The sequence below is a fragment of the Streptomyces sp. NPDC015242 genome, assembly GCF_043079125.1.
Taxonomy (GTDB): Bacteria; Actinomycetota; Actinomycetes; order Streptomycetales; family Streptomycetaceae; genus Streptomyces.
Window position 1 is genome coordinate 1,256,213 of the sequence record NZ_JBIBUF010000001.1, and the last position, 21,592, is coordinate 1,277,804.

7 protein-coding genes are annotated in these 21,592 nt (G+C 73.1%); 1 reads left to right on the forward strand and 6 read right to left on the reverse strand.

The window, feature by feature from the left end:
* Positions 1-108: 108 nt before the first annotated feature.
* On the forward strand, positions 109-9,645 hold the full coding sequence (locus ACF07N_RS05140) for a type I polyketide synthase (protein ID WP_392108525.1): 9,537 nt from the start codon (positions 109-111) through the stop codon (positions 9,643-9,645).
* 158 nt (positions 9,646-9,803) lie between these two features.
* On the opposite strand, the gene ACF07N_RS05145 is transcribed toward ACF07N_RS05140, so the two are convergent.
* The 6 genes from ACF07N_RS05145 to ACF07N_RS05170 all read right to left on the reverse strand — a co-directional run bounded on the left by ACF07N_RS05145 (position 9,804) and on the right by ACF07N_RS05170 (position 21,536).
* On the reverse strand, positions 9,804-10,514 hold the full coding sequence (locus ACF07N_RS05145) for a LuxR C-terminal-related transcriptional regulator (RefSeq protein ID WP_392108528.1): 711 nt from the start codon (positions 10,512-10,514) through the stop codon (positions 9,804-9,806).
* A 458-nt stretch (positions 10,515-10,972) separates the two neighbouring features.
* Positions 10,973-13,795 (reverse strand): AAA family ATPase, encoded by a 2,823-nt coding sequence (locus tag ACF07N_RS05150; RefSeq protein ID WP_392108530.1) that lies wholly within the window; start codon positions 13,793-13,795, stop codon positions 10,973-10,975.
* Between the two features lie 705 nt (positions 13,796-14,500).
* On the reverse strand, positions 14,501-17,359 hold the full coding sequence (locus ACF07N_RS05155) for an ATP-binding protein (protein WP_392108533.1): 2,859 nt from the start codon (positions 17,357-17,359) through the stop codon (positions 14,501-14,503).
* Between the two features lie 282 nt (positions 17,360-17,641).
* Positions 17,642-19,024, reverse strand: coding sequence for an acyltransferase (locus tag ACF07N_RS05160; protein WP_392108536.1), 1,383 nt, complete (start codon positions 19,022-19,024; stop codon positions 17,642-17,644).
* Between the two features lie 7 nt (positions 19,025-19,031).
* Complete coding sequence (locus ACF07N_RS05165) at positions 19,032-20,252, reverse strand: cytochrome P450 (protein WP_383335264.1); 1,221 nt, start codon at positions 20,250-20,252, stop codon at positions 19,032-19,034.
* A gap of 60 nt (positions 20,253-20,312) precedes the next feature.
* Complete coding sequence (locus tag ACF07N_RS05170; protein WP_392108539.1) at positions 20,313-21,536, reverse strand: cytochrome P450; 1,224 nt, start codon at positions 21,534-21,536, stop codon at positions 20,313-20,315.
* Between the last annotated feature and the right edge of the window lie 56 nt (positions 21,537-21,592).

A 21,592-nucleotide genomic window follows, 5' to 3' on the forward strand; every position in this document is an offset into this window, starting at 1 on the left:
CCGGGCCGCTGTCCTTACCGCCCGCACCACGCCGCCTCATCAGGTGACTCCCGCCCCTCCCGCCCGCCCGTCCGCCCGAGTACGGATCACCCACCAGTGGAGCTGAGCATGTCCACCCCCGAAGAGCGCGTCGTCGCCGCGCTGCGCGCGTCCCTGCTCGAGAACGAGCGCCTTCGCCGGCACAACGAGGAACTCCTTCGGACGGTGAAGGAACCGATAGCCATCGTCGGCATGGCCTGCCGTTACCCGGGTGACGTCACCGGTCCGGACGATCTGTGGCGGCTGGTCGACGCCGGCGTCGACGCCATCTCCCCGTTCCCCGCCGACCGGGGCTGGGACGCCGAGGACCACACGGGTCAGGCCACCACGGACCAGGGCGGGTTCGTCTCCACGGCGACCGAGTTCGACGCCGGGTTCTTCGGCATCTCACCGCGTGAAGCGCTGGCCATGGACCCCCAGCAGCGGCTCGTGCTTGAGGCGTCCTGGGAGGCGCTCGAACGGGCGGGCCTCACCTCAGCCTCCGTACGCGGAAGCCGGACCGGCGTGTTCATCGGCTGCAGCAACCAGAACTACGGCGCCGACACAGGTGACGAACTGCCCGAAGGGATCGAAGGGCACCTGCTCACCGGCAACGCGGCGAGCGTGGTGTCGGGCCGGGTGTCCTACGTCCTGGGTCTGGAAGGACCGGCCGTCACGGTGGACACCGCGTGCTCGTCGTCGCTGGTGGCCCTGCACCTGGCGGTCCAGTCGCTCCGGTCGGGGGAGTGCGACCTCGCGCTCGCGGGCGGTGTGACGGTGATGTCCACCCCCGATGTCTTCACCGAGTTCAGTCGTCAGGGTGGTCTGGCGGGTGACGGCCGGTGCAAGGCGTTCGCGGAGGGTGCGGACGGTACGGGCTGGGGTGAAGGTGTTGGGGTGCTGCTGGTGGAGCGGCTGTCCGATGCCCAGGCGAACGGTCATCGGGTGCTGGCGGTGGTGCGCGGCTCGGCGGTGAACCAGGACGGTGCGTCGAACGGTTTGACGGCGCCGAACGGTCCGTCGCAGCAGCGGGTGATCCGCGCGGCTCTGGCGGACGCGGACCTTTCCGCCGCGGACGTGGACGCGGTGGAGGCGCACGGGACGGGTACGCGGTTGGGTGACCCGATCGAGGCGCAGGCGTTGCTGGCCACCTATGGACAGGACCGTGAAGTCCCCCTGTTCCTGGGGTCGGTGAAGTCGAACCTGGGCCATACGCAGGCGGCGGCTGGTGTGGCCGGTGTGATCAAGATGGTGGAGGCGCTGCGGCGCGGTGTGCTGCCGGCGACGCTGCACGTCGATGAGCCGTCCTCGCGGGTGGACTGGTCGGCGGGCGAAGTGCAGCTCCTGACCGAGCGGCGCCCATGGCCCGACACCGGCAGCCGTCCCCGACGCGCCGCCGTCTCGGCGTTCGGCGTCAGCGGCACCAACGCTCACGTCATCCTGGAACAGGGCCCCGCACCTGCGGTCTCCGAGCCGCCCGCCTCCGTGACGGGCAGCGAGCCGACCGTCTGGCTGCTCTCCGGCCGCAGCGAGGGGGCACTGCGCGCCCAGGCACGCAGCCTGCGCGCCTTCGCCACCCAGCACGCGGAGACACCGGCCGCCCTCACCGGACTCGCCCTCGCGAAGACCCGCACCCACTTCGAGCACCGGGCTGTCGTCGTCGGCGGGTCTCCGCGTCTTACCGACGCGCTGGCCGAACTCGGCTCCGGGACCACGCCGCACGACGTCGTGATCGGCCGGGACCGGGGCGAGGCACGCCAGGCGTTCCTGTTCTCGGGTCAGGGTGCGCAGCGCGCGGGTATGGGGCGTGAGCTGTACGAGGCGTTCCCGGTGTTCGCGGAGGCCTTCGACGCGGTGTGCGCGCATTTCGGCGGCGAGTTGAGGGATGTCGTCTTCGGTGATGACGCGAAGCGTCTGGGGCGTACGGAGTGGACGCAGCCGGCGTTGTTCGCGGTCGAGGTGGCGTTGTTCCGGCTGTTGGAGTCCTGGGGCGTGCACCCGGACTTCGTGGGCGGGCACTCGATCGGTGAGATCGCTGCTGCGCATGTGGCCGGGGTGCTGTCCCTGGAGGACGCCTGCACGCTCGTGGCAGCCAGGGGCCGGCTGATGCAGGCCCTGCCCGAGGGCGGCGCCATGATCGCGGTGGAGGCCGCCGAGGAGGAGATCGTCTCGCTGCTGGAGGGGCGTGTGGTGTCGGTGGCGGCGGTCAACGGGCCGAGGGCCGTGGTGATCGCGGGCGACGAGGCGGCTGTGTCCGAGGTCGCTGCCGAGCTGGCCGCGCGCGGCCGCCGCACCACCCGTCTGCGCGTCTCCCACGCCTTCCACTCACCTCTCATGGAGCCGATGCTGGACGACTTCCGCCAGGTCGCCGAAAGCATCACCTACACCACCCCGACCCTCCCGGTCGTCTCCAACGTCACCGGACAGCTCGCGGCGGCCGAAGGGGAGTTGACCACTGCCGAGTACTGGGTCCGGCACGTCCGCGAAGCCGTCCGGTTCGCCGACGGTGTCACCGCCCTCGCGGCGGAAGGCGTCACGCGCTTCCTGGAGATCGGCCCGGACAGCACCCTCACCGCACTCGCCCAGAACTGCCTGCCCGACGCGCACGACTCCCTGTTCGTGTCCGTTCTGCGCAAGGACGACTCGGAGCGCGTCGCCGTTCTCCGGGCGGTCGCACGCCTCCACGTCGACGGCGGTGAGGTCGACTGGCCCGGCGTACTGGGCGACCGCGACGGGACACCCGACGTGGAGCTGCCCACCTATCCCTTCCAGCGCAGCCGCTACTGGCTCGGGCCCAAGGAGTCGGCCAAGGACGCTCCGACAGGCCCCGCCCGCGCCTCCACGGTCGTCGACGCCGCCTTCTGGTCCGCCGTCGAGCGGCAGGACGTCACCGGCCTCGCCGCGGATCTCGACCTGGCGCCGGAGGCGCTCGACGCGGTGGTCCCCGCGCTGTCCGACTGGTACCGGCGCCGGCAGGACCAGGCGGAACTGGACGCCCTGTGCCATGAGGTCTCCTGGCGGCCTCTGACGGGCGACGACATAGTGCCCGTCGCCGCATCCGGAGCATCCCGCGTGAACCGCTGGACGGTCCTCGCGCCGGAGGACCCGGATCCCTCGGTGCGGGCGCTGGCGGACGAACTCGCGGAGGGACTGCGCGCCCAAGGACTGGCGGTACGGATCCGCCAGGTCGACGCCGCAGATCCCGAAGCCTGCGCCTCAGCCGTCCTCACCGCCACTGCGACGGACACGGACACGGAGACGGACACGGCGGGAGTCCCGCGAGAGGCCGAAGGTCCGCACGGCATCCTCTCCCTGCTGGGCTTCTCCACGTCGACGGACGCCGTCGTCGCAACGCTCACCGCCGTGCAGGCCCTGGCCCGGGAGGTTCCCGGCGCGAGGCTGTGGGCGATCACTCAGGGTGCCGTCGCCGTCGGCGGCCCGGACCGCATCACCCGCCTGTCCCACAGTGCCGTCTGGGGCCTGGGCCGGGTCGCCGCCCTGGAGCACCCGGACCTGTGGGGCGGCCTGATCGACCTCCCCGCGCGGACGGATCACCGGGTATGGACCCGACTGGCGTCGGCGCTGACGCGCCTGAAGCCGGGCGAGGACCAGGTCGCGGTGCGTTCCCACGGCATGTTCGGACGCCGGGTGAAGCCCGGCGCACCCCTCGCAGCGCGCACGGCTTCCGTCGCCGACGCGGTCGGCTGGACACCGGGTGAGGGCGCCGTGCTCATCACCGGCGGCACCGGCGCCCTGGGTGCTCAGGTGGCACGCTGGGCCGTCCAGCGGGGCGCCCGCCACCTCCTCCTGGTCAGCCGCCGGGGCGAGCAGGCCCCCGGCGCCGCGGAACTCCGTACCGAACTGGAGCAGTCGGGCGCCCGCGTGACCATCGCGGCCGTGGACCTCTCCGTCCGCGAGCAACTGGCCGCCCTCCTCGCCGAGTACTCCGTCGACGCGGTGTTCCACGCGGCCGGGGACCTGGAGGACGGGACGGTCCTCACCACGGATGCCGACCGGGTGCGGCGCGTGATGGGACCGAAGGCCGAGGGGGCGCTGCTGCTGGACGAACTGACCAGCGGCACCGACCTCACCGCGTTCGTCCTGTTCTCCTCCCTGGCCGGAACGATCGGCAGCCCGGGACAGGGTGCGTACGCGGCCGCCAACGCGGTACTCGACGCGCTGGCCGAGCGGCGCCGCGCCGAGGGCCTGCCCGCGACGTCCATCGCGTGGGGCCCCTGGGCGGGCGCCGGTATGGCCGCAGTCGCCGGCGACCGACGCCGCGGACAGGGAGCAGTGACGCCGCTGGCTCCCGAGACCGCCCTGTCGGCGCTGGGAGCGCTGGTCGACGCCGGAGCCGTCACCCGGCTCGTCGTCGCCGCCGACTGGAGCCGCTTTGTGCCCGCGTTCACCACCTCCCGGCCCAGCGCACTCCTCACTCCGCTGAGTCCGGTGTCGACGGCCTCCCCGGGCCGGGCCGCCGCCCGCGACGCCGGAGGGACCGAGGACGACCTGCGCCTGCGCGTGAACTCCCTGCCCCGCGAGGCCGGACAACGTCTGGTCCTGGACGAGGTACGCGAGCGTGCGGCGGCCGTCCTCGGTCACACCGGGACGGAACAGGTGGGCCCGGACCGGGCCTTCCGCGACCTGGGCGTCGACTCGCTCATCGCGGTGGAACTGCGCAACGTTCTGGCGGCGGGCTGTGGCGTCACGCTGCCGGCCACGGCCGTCTTCGACCACCCGACCCCGCAGGACCTCGCCGCTCACCTCTACGGCGCGCTGCGCGAGGACACCGACACCGCCGTCACGGCCACCGCTTCCGCGGCCGCCGTCACCGACGAGCCGGTGGCGATCGTCGGGATGGCCTGCCGTTTCCCGGGCGGCGTCGACTCTCCGGAGAGCCTGTGGGCGCTGCTGGAGGAAGGACGCGACGGCATCACCGACTTCCCCGCCGACCGCGGCTGGGCCGGCCTGGACGCACTCTACGAACACTACGCACGCACAGGGGACGGCACCGCGGACGCGGACTACGTGCGCCTGGGCGGTTTCCTGGACGATGTCGCCGGGTTCGACGCGGAGTTCTTCGGTATCTCGCCGCGTGAGGCGTTGGCGATGGATCCGCAGCAGCGGTTGTGGCTGGAGTCGTCGTGGGAGGCGGTGGAGCGTGCGGGGATCGATCCGAGGTCGCTGCGTGGTCGGCAGGTCGGTGTGTTCACGGGTACCAACGGGCAGGACTATCCGGCCTTGTTGGGTGTGGCGGAGGGTGACTTCGGCGGGTACGTCGGCACGGGCAACGCGGCGAGCGTGATGTCCGGTCGCCTGGCCTACGTCCTGGGTCTGGAAGGACCGGCGGTCACCGTCGACACCGCCTGCTCCTCCTCGCTCGTCGCGCTGCACATGGCGGTGCGGTCGTTGCGGTCGGGGGAGTGTGATCTGGCGCTGGCCGGTGGTGTGACGGTGATGTCGACGCCGGGTGCTTTCGTGGAGTTCAGTCGTCAGGGTGGTCTGGCGGGTGACGGCCGGTGCAAGGCGTTCGCGGAGGGTGCGGACGGTACGGGCTGGGGTGAAGGTGTCGGGGTGCTGCTGGTGGAGCGGCTGTCCGATGCCCAGGCGAACGGTCATCGGGTGCTGGCGGTGGTGCGCGGCTCGGCGGTGAACCAGGATGGTGCGTCGAACGGTTTGACGGCGCCGAACGGTCCGTCGCAGCAGCGCGTGATCCGCGCGGCCTTGGCGGATGCCGGGGTGTCGGCGGCGGACGTGGACGCGGTGGAGGCGCACGGGACGGGTACGCGGTTGGGTGACCCGATCGAGGCGCAGGCGCTGCTGGCCACCTACGGGCAGGACCGTGAAGTCCCGCTGTATGTGGGGTCGGTGAAGTCGAACCTGGGCCACACGCAGGCGGCGGCTGGTGTGGCCGGTGTGATCAAGATGGTGGAGGCTTTGCGGCGTGGTGTGCTGCCGGCGACGCTGCACGTCGATGAGCCGTCCTCGCGGGTGGACTGGTCGGCGGGCTCGGTGCGACTGGTCACGGAACGGCTGGAGTGGCCGTCGGTGGACCGGCCCCGCAGGGCGGGTGTCTCCTCGTTCGGGCTCAGTGGCACCAACGCGCACGTCATCCTCGAACAAGCCCCGCCGATGGAAGCGCAGTTCAGTCCCGACGCCGATGGTGTGATGGTGCCCTGGCTCGTCAGCGGCCGGAGCGAGGCGGCTCTGCGTGCCCAGGCCGGTCGACTCCTCGCTGCGTTGGAGGAGCTGCCTGCGCCCGGTCTGGCGGACTTCGCGGGGGCGCTCGCGAGCGCCCGGTCGTCGTTCCAGCACCGTGCCGTGGTGATCGCCGCTGACCGGGACGCGTTCGTCCGCGAGCTGCGCTCCCTGCACCTGGGCGGCGAGCCGGGCGCACACACGGTCACCGGCGAGACCCGCCACGGTCGCACGGCGTTCCTCTTCTCGGGTCAGGGTGCGCAGCGTCCAGGTATGGGGCGTGAACTGTACGAGGCGTTCCCGGTGTTCGCGGAGGCCTTCGACGCGGTGTGCGCGCACGTCGGTGTGGAGCTGAAGGACGTCGTCTTCGGTGACGACGCGGAGCGTCTGGCGCGTACGGAGTGGACGCAGCCCGCCCTGTTCGCCGTCGAGGTGGCTCTGTTCCGGCTGCTGGAGTCGTGGGGCGTGCGCCCGGACTATGTGGGCGGGCACTCCATCGGTGAGATCGCTGCTGCGCATGTGGCCGGGGTGCTGTCCCTGGAGGATGCCTGCACGCTGGTGGCGGCAAGGGCCCGTCTGATGCAGGCCCTGCCTGAAAGCGGCGCCATGATCGCGGTGGAGGCTGCCGAGGAGGAGGTGCTGCCGCTGCTGGCCGGGCGTGAGGTGTCGGTGGCGGCGGTCAACGGCCCGAGGGCCGTGGTGATCGCGGGCGACGAGGCGGCTGTGTCCGAGGTCGCTGCCGAGCTGGCCGGACAGGGCCGCCGCACCACCCGTCTGCGCGTCTCCCACGCCTTCCACTCACCCCTGATGGAGCCGATGCTGGACGACTTCCGCCAGGTCGCCGAAAGCATCACCTACACCACCCCGACCCTCCCGGTCGTCTCCAACGTCACCGGACAACTCGCGGCCGAAGGGGAGTTGACCACCGCCGACTACTGGGTCCGCCACGTCCGCGAAGCCGTCCGGTTCGCCGACGGTGTCACCGCCCTCGCGGCGGAAGGCGTCACCCGGTTCGTCGAGATCGGCCCCGACGCCACTCTCACCGCCCTCACCCGCACCGTCCTCGGCGACGCCACCGACCCGGTCTGCGTGCCGTTGATGCGCCGCGACGCGGCCGAAGAACTCGCCCTGTTGCGCGGACTGGCCGCCTTCCACGTGAGCGGTGGCAGCGTCGACTGGACGGCGTTGCCGGTCATGCGTACGCAGGCCCACGTCGACCTCCCCACGTACGCCTTCCAGCGCACCCGGTACTGGCCCGCTGCCGACGCGCACGCCGCCGCGTCGCGCATGTCCGCCGCGTCGGTCTCCCGGGTGTCCTCCCGGGCGTCCACCTCGGACGGGGCCTTCTGGTCGATCGTCGAGCAGGAGAGTCCCCAGGACCTGGCCGGCCGTCTCGGGGTGCCCGAAGACGCCTTGGAGACCGTGCTGCCCGCCCTGGCGTCGCTGCGGCGCGATCACGCCGTACGCGAGGAGGTCGACCACTGGCGGTACCGCGTCGACTGGGAGCCGGTCGATGCGGGAGCGGCCGGGCCCGTGCCGGGGCGCTGGCTGCTGCTGCAGCCGCCTGGCGACGCCGTCCCCCTCGACGGGCTCCAGGAGTTCGTACCGGGGCTGGAGCGCGTGGACTGCGGGGTCCGGGACCGTGAAGGGCTGACCCGTCTGCTCGGTACGGTCGTCGAGGGGGAGGCGCCGGCCGGCGTGCTCTCCTGCCTGACGGGCGCCGCGCCCGGTGCCGACGACGGCGTTTCCGGCGTGGTCGCCGCCGTGGCGGACACCATGGCGCTGGTCCAGGCGCTCGGTGATGCCTCCGTGACCGCGCCGCTGTGGGTGGTCACGCACACCGGCCCCGGGCCGGGCGACGCGCCCGAGGACCCGGCGCAGGCCGCTGTGTGGGGTCTGGGACGGGTGGCCGCGTTGGAGCATCCCGACCGGTGGGGCGGGCTGATCGACGTTCCGCACCGGGCGAGCCGGACAGAGCTCACTCACCTGGCCTCCCTTCTGGCGCGAGCCGGCGAGGATCAGGTGTCCGTGCGTGGTACCGCGGTGTACGCGCGACGCCTGCGTCCCGCCCTGCCCGCCGGCACAGCGTCGGCCGGCGACTGGACGGCTCCGGCCCGGATGCTGGTCACCGGAGGCACCGGTGCGCTCGGCGGCCGGGTCGCCCAGTGGTTCGCCGAACACGGCACGCGGGAACTCGTCCTGACGAGCCGCGGCGGGTCCGCCTCGCCCGGCGCCGCCGATCTCGTGGCGCGGCTGCGGGCGGCCGGAGCGCGGCGCGTCGACGTCGTGGCGTGCGATGTCGCCGAGCGCGCCGAGGTGGCCGACCTGCTCACCGCCCACCGGGTCGACGGCATCGCCCACGTGGCGGGCGTGCTGGACGACGACCTGATCGACGCGATGACTCCGAAACGCCTGGAGCACGTGCTGCGGGCCAAGGCCCTGGGGGCGGTGCACCTGGACGAGCTGACGCGGGGGTGGGCTCTGGAGGCGTTCGTGGTGTTCTCGTCGATCGCCGGTGTGTGGGGGAGCGGCGGTCAGGGCGCCTATGCGGCTGCCAACGCGTGCGCCGACGCGGTCGTGCGGGCACGTCGCGTGCGGGGCGAGGTGGGAACCTCGGTGGCGTGGGGCCCCTGGTCGGGCGGGGGGATGGTGTCGAGCGCGGCGGCGGTGGGACTGCGGCGTCGCGGGCTGCGGGTGATGGAGCCGGCCCGTGCCCTCGTGGGACTGGGGCGTGCGATGGAGGTGGCGGACGGCACGGTGGTGGTGGCGGACGTGGAGTGGGAACGGTTCGTTCCCGCGTTCACCAGCCGCCGGCCCAGCCCGTTGCTGACCACCCTCCCGCAAGCGACGGCCGTGGCGGACCAGGGAGGCGCTCCCGAGCGGTACGGCGACGGCGGGGCCCGGCCCGCACTGGTGGAACGGGTGATGTCGCTGCCGGACGCGGACCGGTCGGCCGCCCTGCAGCACCATGTGCGGCAGGTCGCTGCCGTGGCGCTGGGGCACGCCGACCCGGGCGCCGTGCCCGCGGACCGGGCCTTCCGCGACATGGGTTTCGACTCGCTGACGGCCGTCGAGCTGCGTGACCGGCTCACGAAGGACACGGGACTGCGACTGCCCTCGACGCTCGTCTTCGACCACCCCACCCCCGCCGCCCTCGCCCGCCACCTGGAAGCCGAACTGACCGGTGGGGGCGGGACGATGACGGGCATGCTGGCCGATCTCGAGACCGGCATCGCGCGCATCCTCCAGGCGGGTCCGGACCGGGACGCGCGCACGTTGCTGGGTACCCGGCTGCGGGCGCTGCTCGCGGAGGTCGAGGGCGAGCCGGCCGACGAGACGGACGTGGGCGGTGCCTCGCTGAGCGACCTTCTGGAGGAGGCGAGCGACGACGAGTTGTTCGACCTCATCAGCCGCGAACTGGAGCAGTAGGCGGCAGGCCCGGGGCGGCGGACGACCGCCTCGGGCACACGTGCCGGCGGCCGTACCAGTAGGGATGGTACGGCCGCCGCTTCAGCCGAGGTGAGGGCCGGAGCCCGGCTCGGTCGTTCGCGGTCCGCGCCCGCTGCCGGAGCAGGACCGCCCCATGGTCACTTGATGAACTCCGGCAGCACGCGAGGCGGCCACTGACCCACCGTCAGCATGCCCATCGAATGGGCGCGGGCCACCAGCGCGGCCCGGTTGGGGGCCTTGAGCTTCCGCAGCATGAGGCCGACGTGGTACTCGACGCCCTGTCTGCTGAGATAGAGCTTGGCGGCAAGCTGCACGGTCGAGGCGCCCGCGGCGACCCCCTCCAGGACCTGTGCGTCGAGCTTGCTGAGCAGCCGCTCGCGGGGGATGCCGACCACGTCCTTCACGTCCGTGCCGTCCGCCTCCGTGTCCGGCCGTACCTGCACGACGATTCCGGCCAGGCGCCCGGTGACGTTCTGCACGGCGATGCCGGTCAGTTCACCGGAGAAGATCCGGCCGGCGTTCCCCAGGCCGACCATGCGCTCGGCGAAGCGCTGGGAGCGGCCCTCGGCGAGCCGGGCGAAGTGACGGTTCAGCACGGTAGGGGCCGAGGGGTGGAGCAGTTCGTACAGGTTGCGGCCGCAGGTGTCGGCCGAGGTGCGGCCGAACTGGCGCGAGAAATTGGGTTCCGCGGCCACGATGTGCATCTCGGGATCTATGTGGGCCGTGTAGAAGCGTCGATTACTCAGTGCATGAGCTCGGTTCTCCTGGGTGTTCCTGTGGGCGCCCGCAAGATGCGGCGGGGAGATCCTGTCCCTGGTGTGCGAAGCACTAGCTGCGTGCGTGGTCACTGCGACGCACCGTCTTTCTGCGTTCAGATGTGGGGGATGCCCGTACCACCTGGGAGCGCATCTGATCACAGGTGGTACGAACTCGGCCGGGCCGCGGTCACTGACCCGCCGAGTTTTCTCTGATCAACTGCGCAAGAGCCTAGGAATGTCCCTACAGACCGGTCAAGCAAACCTTTGCGTGGCGTCAAAACACTGTGGTTCGGTGGTTCGGTGGTGCGGCCCGTGACGGTCCAGGGGGTCCCGCCCGAACGGCTGTCGCCCGGCCTGACCAGCCAAGTCCTCGCCGAACGGGTGCGTTCCGGCTGCTTGTTCCCGTCGTTTCCGTGATGACCGAGGCCGGCCGGCCGGCGGGATCGCCCGAGGTGCCGGTCCTGCCCGCGTGACCGTTTGCCGCCCTCGGATGCCCGTTTGCTGCCCGATCGGGCGGCGGGCAGGGGAAGGGGGCGGACCGGTGCGCGTCACGAGTCCGGTGTTTCACCGAGTTTTTCGAGGGCCCGGGCAAGATCCGGGCGGCCGGGGATACCCAGTTTGCGGTACGAGTTCGTCAGATGCTTTTCCACCATGCGTGAACTCGTGCCCAGCCTCGCTGAAATCGCCGAATTGCTGAGACCGGTCGCCGCCAGCTCCGCCACTTTGCGCTCGGACGGAGTCAGCAGGTCCGTTCTGGAGGAAGTCCGGGGAGTGTGCTCGTCCCTCTTCCGTGCGATGGCCCGCGCCAGGGAGTCGGCTCCGTTGCCGACGGCGAGTTCGTGTGCCCGTTTGAGTGCGGACGCGCGCCGTCTGCGGTCCGTTTCGCGGTGGGTGCCGAGGGCGTACAGCGCCTGGCACAGCTCGTGCGTGTTGCTGCCCTTCTCCAGCACCTCGACGGCCTCCTCCAGCAGCGTCACGCCCTCCCGCCCCCGGGAGACCCTGCCCAGGGCCACCAGGGCCCGTCCCAGCCTGACGGGGGCGCCCCAGGCGCGGGAGCGCTCCACCTCCAGGAGCGCGGAGGCCACCGCTTCCTCGTGCTCGCCGAGACGGTGGTGCATGAGGGCGGCGCAGGACGCCCACGGGACCGCGACCGGGTTGTGCCAGCCGATGCGCTCCGCGCGCTGGCCCGCCGTCCGGAAGTGGACCAGCGCGGTGCGGGTCTCGCCGCGCCCGGCCGCGAGGGTGCCCCGGGCCAGGTGCAGCAGGGCGGCCAGGTGCTGGTTCTCGACGTGCAGTCGGTGCCGGGTGAGGATCTGCTCCGCGAGGTGCGGCTCTTCGGTGTGCAGGGCGACGATGGCCAGGACCGCGGCGCAGATGGTCGGCAGGCCACCGCTGTCGGGCCCGGCCAGCGCGTCGGCCTGAACCACCTTCTGCCGGGCGTGCGCCAGCCGGCCGTCGGCGAGCGCGACCAGGGCCTGCTCCGCGCGGATGACGGCCTGCTCCACCTCCCCGCCCCTGCGCTGGGCGAGCAGGTGCGCCTCGCGCAGCCAGCCGGCCGCGCCTTCCGTGCGGCCGGCGCCGGCGAGGATGTTGACGGCCAGCGGCATGGTGCTGTGGACGTGCTCGGGGGCGGGGGGCTCACGCTCCAGCAACCGGGTGCACAGCGCGGTCAGCTCCTCGGCGGAGGCGGAGTTGGAGACGAACGCGATGTGCATGAGGGACGTCACCAGCTCGCGTTCCCCGGTCGTCCGCAGGGCGGGGGAGGGGCCCAGCGACCGGAACCGCCGCAGGGCCCGCTGCGCATGGGCGGGATCCTGCGCCGACAGCACGTGCTCCCGGGCCTCCAGGCGCAGTGCGAGCTCGCGTTCGATCCAGTCGTCCGGCTCGGACCGGCCCAGTTCCTCGGTCACGGCGCGCCGGACGGCGTCGATGCGGAACGCGGCGGGGTCCATCAGCAGCGGACCCAGCCGGGTCACGGCGTCGGCCCGCTCCCGTACCGACTCCAGCAGCGGTACGGCCTCCGCGACGTGCCGCAGCGAGGCGGCGGAGGCGAAGCTGCGCTCCGCCGTCGCGAGATCGACGAGCAGCCGGGCGCGGTCGTGGTCCGTGGGGGAGGTGTCCAGCAGCGCGCGTCTCAGGTAGCGGGCCGCGTCCCGGGGCGAGCCGCGCCTCACGGCGCTGTCGGCGGCGGTCCGCAGGATCTCCACCGCCTGCGGGCCGTGCAGGGTGATCACCGACATGAGCTGTTCCGCGGCCAGTTCGGCCGGATGGCCGGTCCGGTGCAGCAACTCGGCCGCCACACCGCGCATGGCGGTGCGCTCGGCCGCCGGCATGCTCTCCTCCAGCAGGTCCCGCAGCAGCGTTCCGGGGATGAGGGAGCCCGAGTTCTCCGCCACGAGGCCGGCGAGCCGCAGGACGTCGACGGCCTCCGCCCGCCGGGGTTCGTCGATCTCGGCCAGACGGGTCACCAGGTGCGGGTCCGCGACGGCGTCGAGCACGGTCAGCGCGTAGGCGACGCGCCGGACGTGGTCCGGCTGGGAGCGCAGGAAGGCGGCCAGGCGCCGACGCGCCCGTTCGGGACGGAGCGAGGCCGCCGCCGCGGCGCCGGCCTCGGTGGGCTGGAGCGCCTGGTACTGCGCCTCGTCCGCCAGGGCCGTCGCCAACAGCGGGTTCCCGCCGCTGCGTCGGAGCAGCGTGTCGACGAACGCGCCGTGGGGCGGTGTGCCGCAGGCCTCCTCCACCAGCAGGCTCACGCTGTCACGGCCGAGGGCGGTCAGCTCCACCGTACGGTCCGCCTGCTCCAGGAGTTGCCCGACATGGTCCCGGGCGCCGCGGACGTCGCCGGGCAGGACGGACAGGACGAACAGGACGCGGTTCTGTCTTCGCCGTGCGAGGGACGGCGCCAGCGCCAGCAGGGAGTCGGTGTCCGACCACTGGAGGTCGTCCACCATCACCACGACCGGCTGCCTGGACGCCATGGACTCCAGGAGGGCGGTCAGCCGGTGCGGCGCCTGCTGGGGGGTCACCGTGGACCACGGGGGGACGGGACCGGCGTCGGGCGGCGCCGCGGTGCACGCGGAGATGGCCGCTTCCCGCAGCTCGCGTCCCTGCTCGTCGGCCGGCACGGCCGCCAGGACGGAGTCCACCAGTTGCCGTACGACGCCGAGGGTGTAGGTCTCCTCGGCGGCGGCCGCCTGGGCCCGCAGCGTCAGAAACCCCTCACCGTGCGCGTGTGCCGCCACCGCCTCCAGGAAGGTCGACCGGCCGACCCCCAGTGGGCCCCGGACGACCAGGAGGGAACCCTCTCCCTCCGCGGCGCGGCGCAGTGCCGACGCCGTCCGCGCCAGTTCGGACTCGCGCTCCAGCAACAAGGCGGTGGCCCTCCTTCGATGGCACGGGCCGTCGGCCACCGCCCGGGGCGTGGCCGGACGGGACTCCGTGAGCGTGACGCGGGGTGCCGGCCGTGCGCGGACAGCACCCGCGAGGGAGTCGATGCCCATGCGCACGGGAGCCCCTGCGGCTCCACCCCGGAAAGCGTTCATCACTGCTCTCAAACCTTTGGGGAGGAGCAGATCACAGAGATGCGCAAGGCAGCAAGGGGACTTGGGTGATAGCGGTCCCCCGTGCGGGCGTTGAAAAGTGAACAGCCATCACCTGAGGTGTGACGGACGAGTAAGCGGAATGCCCTGAGAAAACGGTTTCTATTGCGGGGTGAGGAGGCATGGACCGTCCTGCCGCAGCCGAGGGGCCATGCCTACCTGTGACTTCACCGTGCCGGACGCCCGCGAAGCGATGCCCGCCTTTCGTGGGCGAGAAAGCGCCGAAGGTGAGCGGAAGACCGGGACGGCGCGGGCGGAAAAGTGTCGGAACACACAGTGCGGCAGGGCGGGAAAAGCGGCACTGCCGGCCGGTGGGACCGGCGTGTTACCCGCCTCCTCTACCGCACGATTCCGTCCGACGGGAGGGCCCGCCCGGAATTGACAGCAACACGACAGAAACGCGGTGGCGCGGCACGGCCGCCGGCACGGCGTCCACCGGGGCGCCGCGCGGTCCACCCCGGCGGACGGCACATGCGATCAATTCCGGCGGCCCCCGCGGTCGACGTCCGCCGACTCCATGGCGTCGCGCAACTCCCGCCGGCCGGACAGATCGAGCTTGCGGTACACGGACGTCAGATGGACCTCAACGGTCCGCTGGGTGACGAACAGGGTCTCCGCGATCCACGCGTTGGAACGCCCGTCCGCCGCCAGACGGGCCACCTGGGCCTCACTGCGGGTGAGGGCCGCCAGCCCCCGGGACACGGGCCGGCGCGGACGGGCACCCGTGGCCAGCAGCGCCCGGTGGGCGACCTCGTGCAGCGGGCGGGCGCCGAGCGCGTACGCCTCCTCCCACCCCTGCCGCAGCACCTCTCGGGCAGCCTTGCGGTAACCGAGCTCGTGCAGCGCGCGGCCCCGGGCGACCTTCACCCGTGCCGTCAGCAGAGCCGCCCTCGTCCCATCCAGCGCGTCCTCCGCCTCCTCCAGCAGCCTCGCCCGTTCCTCGGGGGCGGCCGTCGCGGCCCACAACTCCAGTCCGGTGCCCAGGGCGAGACGCAGCCGCGCCGACCGAGCCAGGGCGACGGCCTCCTCGGCCAAGGCGCGGGCCGCGCGCTGGTCACCCAGGGCCAGGTGCGCCCGGCCGGCCCAGTACCACCAGGGCGAGACGGCCGGGTTGGTGCGCTGCCAGGCCTCCTGCCGGCGTCCGCACTCCCGCAGGTCGGCCAGTGCGCGCTCGGCGTCCTCCTGCGCCAGCCGGAGCCGGCCGCGGGCGCACAGCAACTCGTTCCACTGCCACGCCTCGCTCCGGGCCGGATCGGGCACGCGCCCGCACAGCTCCTCGGCCTCCGCCAACTGGCCGCGGTCCAGGAGCGTGTGCAGCCGCACGGACAGGGGGAGCGCGTCGTGCGCGTTGGCACGGGCCACGGTGGTGCCGCGCAGCGCCTCGGCCGTGTGCCGCAGCGCGCTGTCGAGGGCGCCGAGCCGTTCCTGCGCCTCGGCGCTCAGCGCGAGCAGGTTGGGGCGGATCTGGTCGAGCAGCGGGTCGGTGCCGTCGATCAGCTGGCGGTAGACGTCCTGTGCCTCGTACGGCAGGTCGGCGTACAGCAGCACAGACGCGGCGATCGCGAGGAAGGCGGGGGAGTTCTCGGTCGGGCCGCTCCGCCCGGTGATCCGGCGTGCCGCCGCCACCGATTCTGCCACCCGGTCCATACGGGCCACCGAGATGACGGCCCGGGCGGCGAGCAGCGCCCGCTCCGGGGCGGTGTCACCCGGCAGGGCGAGGTCCAAGGGCACCGTGTCGAGCAGCCGCCGGTACGCGGCCCGGTCGACCGTGGCGGCCATCAGCAGCTGCGCCTCCAGCAGTTGGACGCTCTGCGTCCCCAGGGGCAGCAGGGCCGGGTCCGAGCGGTACCGGTCGAGCAGGTCGAAGGCACGGTCCATCCGGCCCTGGCGGGTCAGCGCGTCGGCGAGGGTGCTGACGGCTTTGAACCGCAGGTCCGCGGAGGTCGTCCGGTCGAGGGCCGCCGTCAGGTGCCGGACACTGGCCTCCGGGTCCAGCCGCGCCTCGGCCGTGCCCAGTTCGATCAGCAGCCCGGGGTCGCAGTCCTCCGCGGCACCGTCCGGAACGCAGGACCGCAGGAACATGACCGCCGTGCCCGGCGAGGCGTGCAGCATCGCCTCGCGGGCCGCTTCCCGCAGGACCGTCGTGGCCCAGGGCTGGGTCGCTGTGGCGGGGGAGCGGCACAGGTGGTCGGCGACGTCCGCCGCTCCCGCGCCGATGTCGTGCAGCAGACGGGCCGCCCGGCCGTGCGCGGCGGCGCGCTCGTCGTCCGGCAGGTCGTCGAGCACGGCGCGGCGCACCAGCGCATGGGTGAAGGCCCAAGTGCCCGCGGCGCGACCGCCGTTCACGAGTCCCAGGGAGCCCAGCACCAGCAGGGACCGGTCGAAGGAGGCGGAGTCCACCAGGGCCAGACGCGCGCACAGTTCGTGGGCGGCCCCGTCCCCCAGCACCGCCATGGCACGGGCCGCGCTCACCGTGGCCGGCGCCTGCCGGTGCAGCAGACGCACCACCCGGGCCCCGAAGGCCTGCATGTCCTGCTCGCTCACCGCGCTGAGTTCGGCGCCCGTCAGCGGCAGGTCCTCCGCGTTCAGCGTCCGGATGAGCCGGGTCGCCAGCAGTGGGTTGCCGTGGGTGGCGGCCAGACACGCCTGCTGGAACGCCGCGTCGGTCTCGGCTCCGGTGAGGCGGCGGGCCAGCAGGCCGATGCCCGCCCCGGTGAGCGGGCGGGGCCGCAGCACCCGGCAGGACGCGAGCGTGGTGATCTCGGCGAGGGCCGGCGCGTCGGAACCGCTGCGGCCCACCAGCGCCAGCAGGACCGGCAGACCTGTCAGCCGCCGCGCGGTGTGCGCCAGCAGGCGCAGGGAGGCGGGGTCGGCCTCGTGCGCGTCGTCCACCGCGATCAGCAGCGGAGTCCGGGCGGCGGCACGCCGGATGACGTCGTGCAGCCGCGTCAGCACACCGAACGAGACGTCCCTGACGTCGTTGTCGCAGCACAGCAGCGTGGGTGGCCGCCGGTCCGCGAGCCCGTACGCCACGGACTGCCCGGGCCCGGCGCTGTCCGGCAGGCCGGACAGCAGGGCGTGCGCGGTACTGAGCGGCATCCGGTGCCCGTCGGCGGCCTCCGCGTGAACGACGCGCAATCCGAGGCCGCGCGCTTCGGCGACCAGCGCCCGCAGCAAGGCCGTCTTGCCGATGCCGACCGGGCCCTCCAGGACGACGAGACCGGAGCGGCCCGCCGGGGTGCGCCGCACCAGCTCACCGAAGAGGGCGAGCTCGCGTTCCCGCTCCACGAGTGGTGGGGGCTCCGGGGAATCGTGGCCTCCCGAGGCAGCGATCATGACCGTGTCCCTCTCTCCCCCTGCTCCCGGCTTCGCACGGCATCCCACGCACCGGGGCCGCCGCGGCCGGCTGCCGCCGGCGCGCGCCCGGCGGTCCGGCCGGACGGCCCCAGCGCTGCTCGCCATCTTGGCTCAGACCAGCTCGGCCGTCGTCGCCGGCTACCCGTTTCCCGCCCGGCACTGTCCGTCCCCACCGTTCCCCCGGCGCGCGGGTCCGCCGCCCGGCCACCCGCCGCACCTGCCGCACTCACCCAGCCGCTCACCGTTACCGCGCGCGGGACCTCACCCCGCGCGGCCGGAGACCGCGCGGGGGTGCAGCCGCTCCTGCCAGCGCGGGGAGCGGGCCAGGTCCGCGTGCTCCTCGGACAGGCACAGGTACACGTCCCGGCCTCCGTCCTCCTGCGGCGTCGGGGTGACGTGCACGGTGGGGACCGGCAGGTCCGGGAACTCGTACCAGAACGGCTGCCCCGCGCCGAGGTCGATCCGGTACAGCGGGAATCGCGACCAGTTGTTGACCGACAGGGACGTCTCGGACACGTCGAGGGCGTGTACCGACATCACGTGCCGGGAGACGCCGCGCCGGCGGTAGGAGCCGAGGAAGGCGATCTCGTCGCGCAGCTTGTCCTCCGTGTTGCTCCCCAGGCACCGCCGCACGTCGCCCGCCACCGCGCCCAGGGACCGGCCGCGCAGCTCCCCGGCCGGCAGTGACGTCCAGCTCTTCGTGACGCAGTTCCCCCAGTACGACGACGGCAGCGCGCCGCCCAGCACGGGCTGCGCGCCGACGACGAGGCCCAGCCACTCCACCGCCTCGTCCGGGTGTCCCCGCAACTCGCCCAGCACGCGCCACAGATGGGCCGTCAGCACATCGTTGGTGGACACCCACGCGCTCGGGTCCGTCAGGGCGCCCAGCGCCTCGCTCTTCATCGCGGCCAGCTCCGCCGCCTCGAACCGTGTGGTGACGGTGGCGCGTTTGCGCAGCCCCGGGCGCAGGGTGCGCAGCAGACGCCGTGTCCGGCCCACCCCGGCGAAGGCCCGGTTGTCCCGCGTCTCCGGACGGTCCGACAGCCGGCCGAGCGCCTCCAGCGCCCCACGGTCGTGACTGGGGGCGTCCCAGGGCAGTCCGAGGTGCTCACGCGACCAGCTCTCCAGGAAGGCCAGGGTGCTGCCGCCGTCCGCCAGACTGTGGCTGACGAGGACGCCGAGCACCGACCCGCCACCGCGCATCTGCGTGAGCCGGATCTTCAGCAGGGGAGTGTCCCTGCCGACCACACCGAAGGGACTCACCTCGCGCAGCACGTCCCCGACGACCGGCTGCGCGCGCAGCAGATGACCGTACTCGCGCATCGGCTCGGGACTGGACGCCTCGGTGAAGCGCACGCCCGCGTCGTTGCAGAGCACGCTCAGCCCGCCGTCGGCGTCCCGCAGCAGCCGCCCCGCCAGCAGCGGGTACCGCAGCAGCGTGCGGGCCAGCGAGTCGCGCAGCGCCGCGCCGTCGAGCGTCTTGCGGTAGAAGAACGTCAGCGGCGTGTACCAGGGGCCGGTCAGCAGGTCGTAGGGGGTGAGCCGGATCCGGTCGCCGCCGGCCGTACCGGCCCGCACCGTGTGCACGCTCTCGACCCGGCTGTCGACCACCGTCCGGAACGGCGGCGTCTTCGTTCTCGCCACGGCCGCCTCAGTCCCAGGCCACGAGCAGCCGGTCCACGCCGTAGTGCACGGCGCGGTCCCGCAGCGGCACCTTCTCGGCCGGCTCCGCCAGCCGCAGTGCCGGGAACCGCTCGAACAGCGCGCGCAGCCCGATCCGCAGGCTGGCGCGGGCCACGTGCTGGCCCAGGCACTGGTGCGCGCCGAAGCCGAGCGCCAGGTGCTTGCGCGGCACCCTGGTGACGTCGAGCCGGTCCGGGTCGTCGAAGACCTCGGGGTCGCGGTTGGCCGCCGGCAGCGACAGCACCACCGTCTGGCCCGCCTTGATCGTGGTGCCGCCGATCTCCACGTCCTCCAGCGCGCACCGGCTGGAGCCCATCTGCGAGATGGTGAGGAAGCGCAGCAGCTCGTCCACCGCCCCCTGCGCGTACAGCTCGGGCCGCTCCCGCAGCAGGGCCAGCTGGTCGGGGTGCTCCAGCAGGGCGAAGGTGCTCAGCGCCAGCATGTTCGGCGTGGTGTCCAGCGAACCGGCCAGGGTGAGCACGGCCATGTTGACCAGCTCCTCCTCGGTCAGTTCACCGGTCGCCGCCAGCCTGCCGAAGAAGTCGTCCCCGCGCTCGGCCATGCGCGCGCGGATCATGGGGCGGATGAGGGCGTCCATCGCCTCCACGTGGTGGATGAACTCCTCCAGCGTGTAGGTGAGCGCCATCAGTACCGAGAAGTGCTCCTGGATGCCGTCCATCAGCTCCGGCTCGACGTCCATCAGCGAGCACGTCGAGCGCAGGCCGACCTTCTCGGCGAAGGCGGTCACCAGATCGGCCGGCGAGCCCTCGGCGGCCATCTCCTCCAGGGCGTCGTCGACGATGCGGGCCAGTTGGGGCTCGTGCCGCTGGACGTTGCGCAGCGTGAAGTGGCCCGCCAGCAGCCGCCGGTACTTGGTGTGCTCGGGCGCGTCGGTCTTGGCGAAGGAGCCGGGCGGCGAGGGCTGCGGCGCGTACTCGGTCATCGGGAACGGCGGGGCCACGACGTGCGCGAGGAGTTCGTTGCGGTGGCTGAAGCGGTCGTCGGCGAGGATCTGGCGGACCAGGTCGTGCCGGGTCACCAGCCAGCCGGAGGGGTCTTTCGGCGCCACCTGGAAGGTGATCGGGCTGACCGGCTCCTCGGCGCGCAGCCGGGCGTAGGCGGCGGGCGGGTCGAAGGGGCACGTGCCGCGCTCGGAAGGGATGACCGGGGGATCGGGGCGGGTCTTCATGGAATCACTCCGTCGCAGGGCGAGGATGGCGTGCGGGCAGGACGGGTGGTGCGGGGGACGTCAGGCGCGTTCCACGCACAGCGGCAGGTGCCGGGCGCCGAAGACGTTGGTGCCGTGCCACGAGAGCCGGACCGTGGGGTCGACGCGGATGCCGGTGAAGCGGTCAAGCAGGGCCTCCAGGGCGATCCGGCCCTCCAGCCGGGCCAGCGGGGCCCCGATGCAGTAGTGGATGCCGTGACCGAAGGCCGCCTGCCGGGCGTTGGCGCGGTCCGGGCGGAACGTGTCCGGGGCCTCGAAGACCCGCTCGTCGCGGTTGGCGGCCAGCAGCCACAGGTGCACCAGCGTGTTGGGCTCCACCTCCAGGCCCGCGACGGTCGTGGTGGTCGTGGTGACCCGCTCGATCCGGGTGAACGGCGGCCGCAGCCGCAGTGTCTCCTCGATGACCGCGGGGATCAGCGAACGGTCCGCGCGCACCTTCGCCAGCAGGTCCGGGTCGGAGTCCAGGCAGATCAGCGCGTTGCCGACCAGTACCGACGTGGTGATGTGCCCGGCGAGCAGCAGGAGGGTGGCGAAACTGGCGATGTCCTCGTCCTCGAGGCGTTCCCCGTCGACCTCGGCGCCGACCAGGGTGCCCAGCAGGTCCGCTCGGGGTTCCTCGCGCCGGGCCTCGATGAAGCCCTGGAGGTAGGCGGTGATGGTGACCGCGGTCTCCTCCATGCGGCGCACGCTCTCGGGGTCCTCCGGATCGGTGGACAGCAACTGGTCGGCCCAGCCCTGGAACAGTTCCCGGTCCTGTGTCGGCACGCCCAGCATGCGGGCGATGACCGTCACCGGCAGCGGGTTGGCCAGCGCGTCCACCAGGTCGAAGCGGTCCCCGGTGACGGCGTCCAGCAACTCGCCGGTCAGCTCCGTGATCCACGGCTCCAGCCCGGCGATCAGACCGGGCGTGAACGCCTTGCTCACCAGCCGGCGCATCTTCCCGTGCAGCGGCGGGTCCAGCAGCAGGAGCGTGCCGCGCGGTGCCTTCTTCTCGCCGCCCGACAGGCGGCCCACCGTGTCCGAGGAGAAGGTGGCGGGATCGGAGAGCACCTGCTGCACGTCGGCGTGCCGGAAGACGTGCACGTGACCGGAGTCGTCCCGCCAGGCCCGCTGCTCCTCACGCATCCGCGCCGCCCACGCCAGCAGGGTGGCGCCGCCGTCCGGTTCGACGGACGGCGCGCGGCCGGGCCGGGGGGCCGCCGCGGGCGTGGGGTCGAGCACGTCCGAAGTGCCTTGCTGCGCCACCCGGATTCCCCTTTCACGAGAGTGTTCGTACGGCCGCTCGCGTCCCGCGTCGCGGC

Bases quoted from the DNA above. Each gene is read 5' to 3' on its own strand.
- ACF07N_RS05140 (WP_392108525.1), top strand. From the start codon at position 109: ATGTCCACCCCCGAAGAGCGCGTCGTCGCCGCGCTGCGCGCGTCCCTG.
- ACF07N_RS05155 (WP_392108533.1), bottom strand. From the start codon at position 17,359: ATGATCGCTGCCTCGGGAGGCCACGATTCCCCGGAGCCCCCACCACTC.
- ACF07N_RS05165 (WP_383335264.1), bottom strand. From the start codon at position 20,252: ATGAAGACCCGCCCCGATCCCCCGGTCATCCCTTCCGAGCGCGGCACG.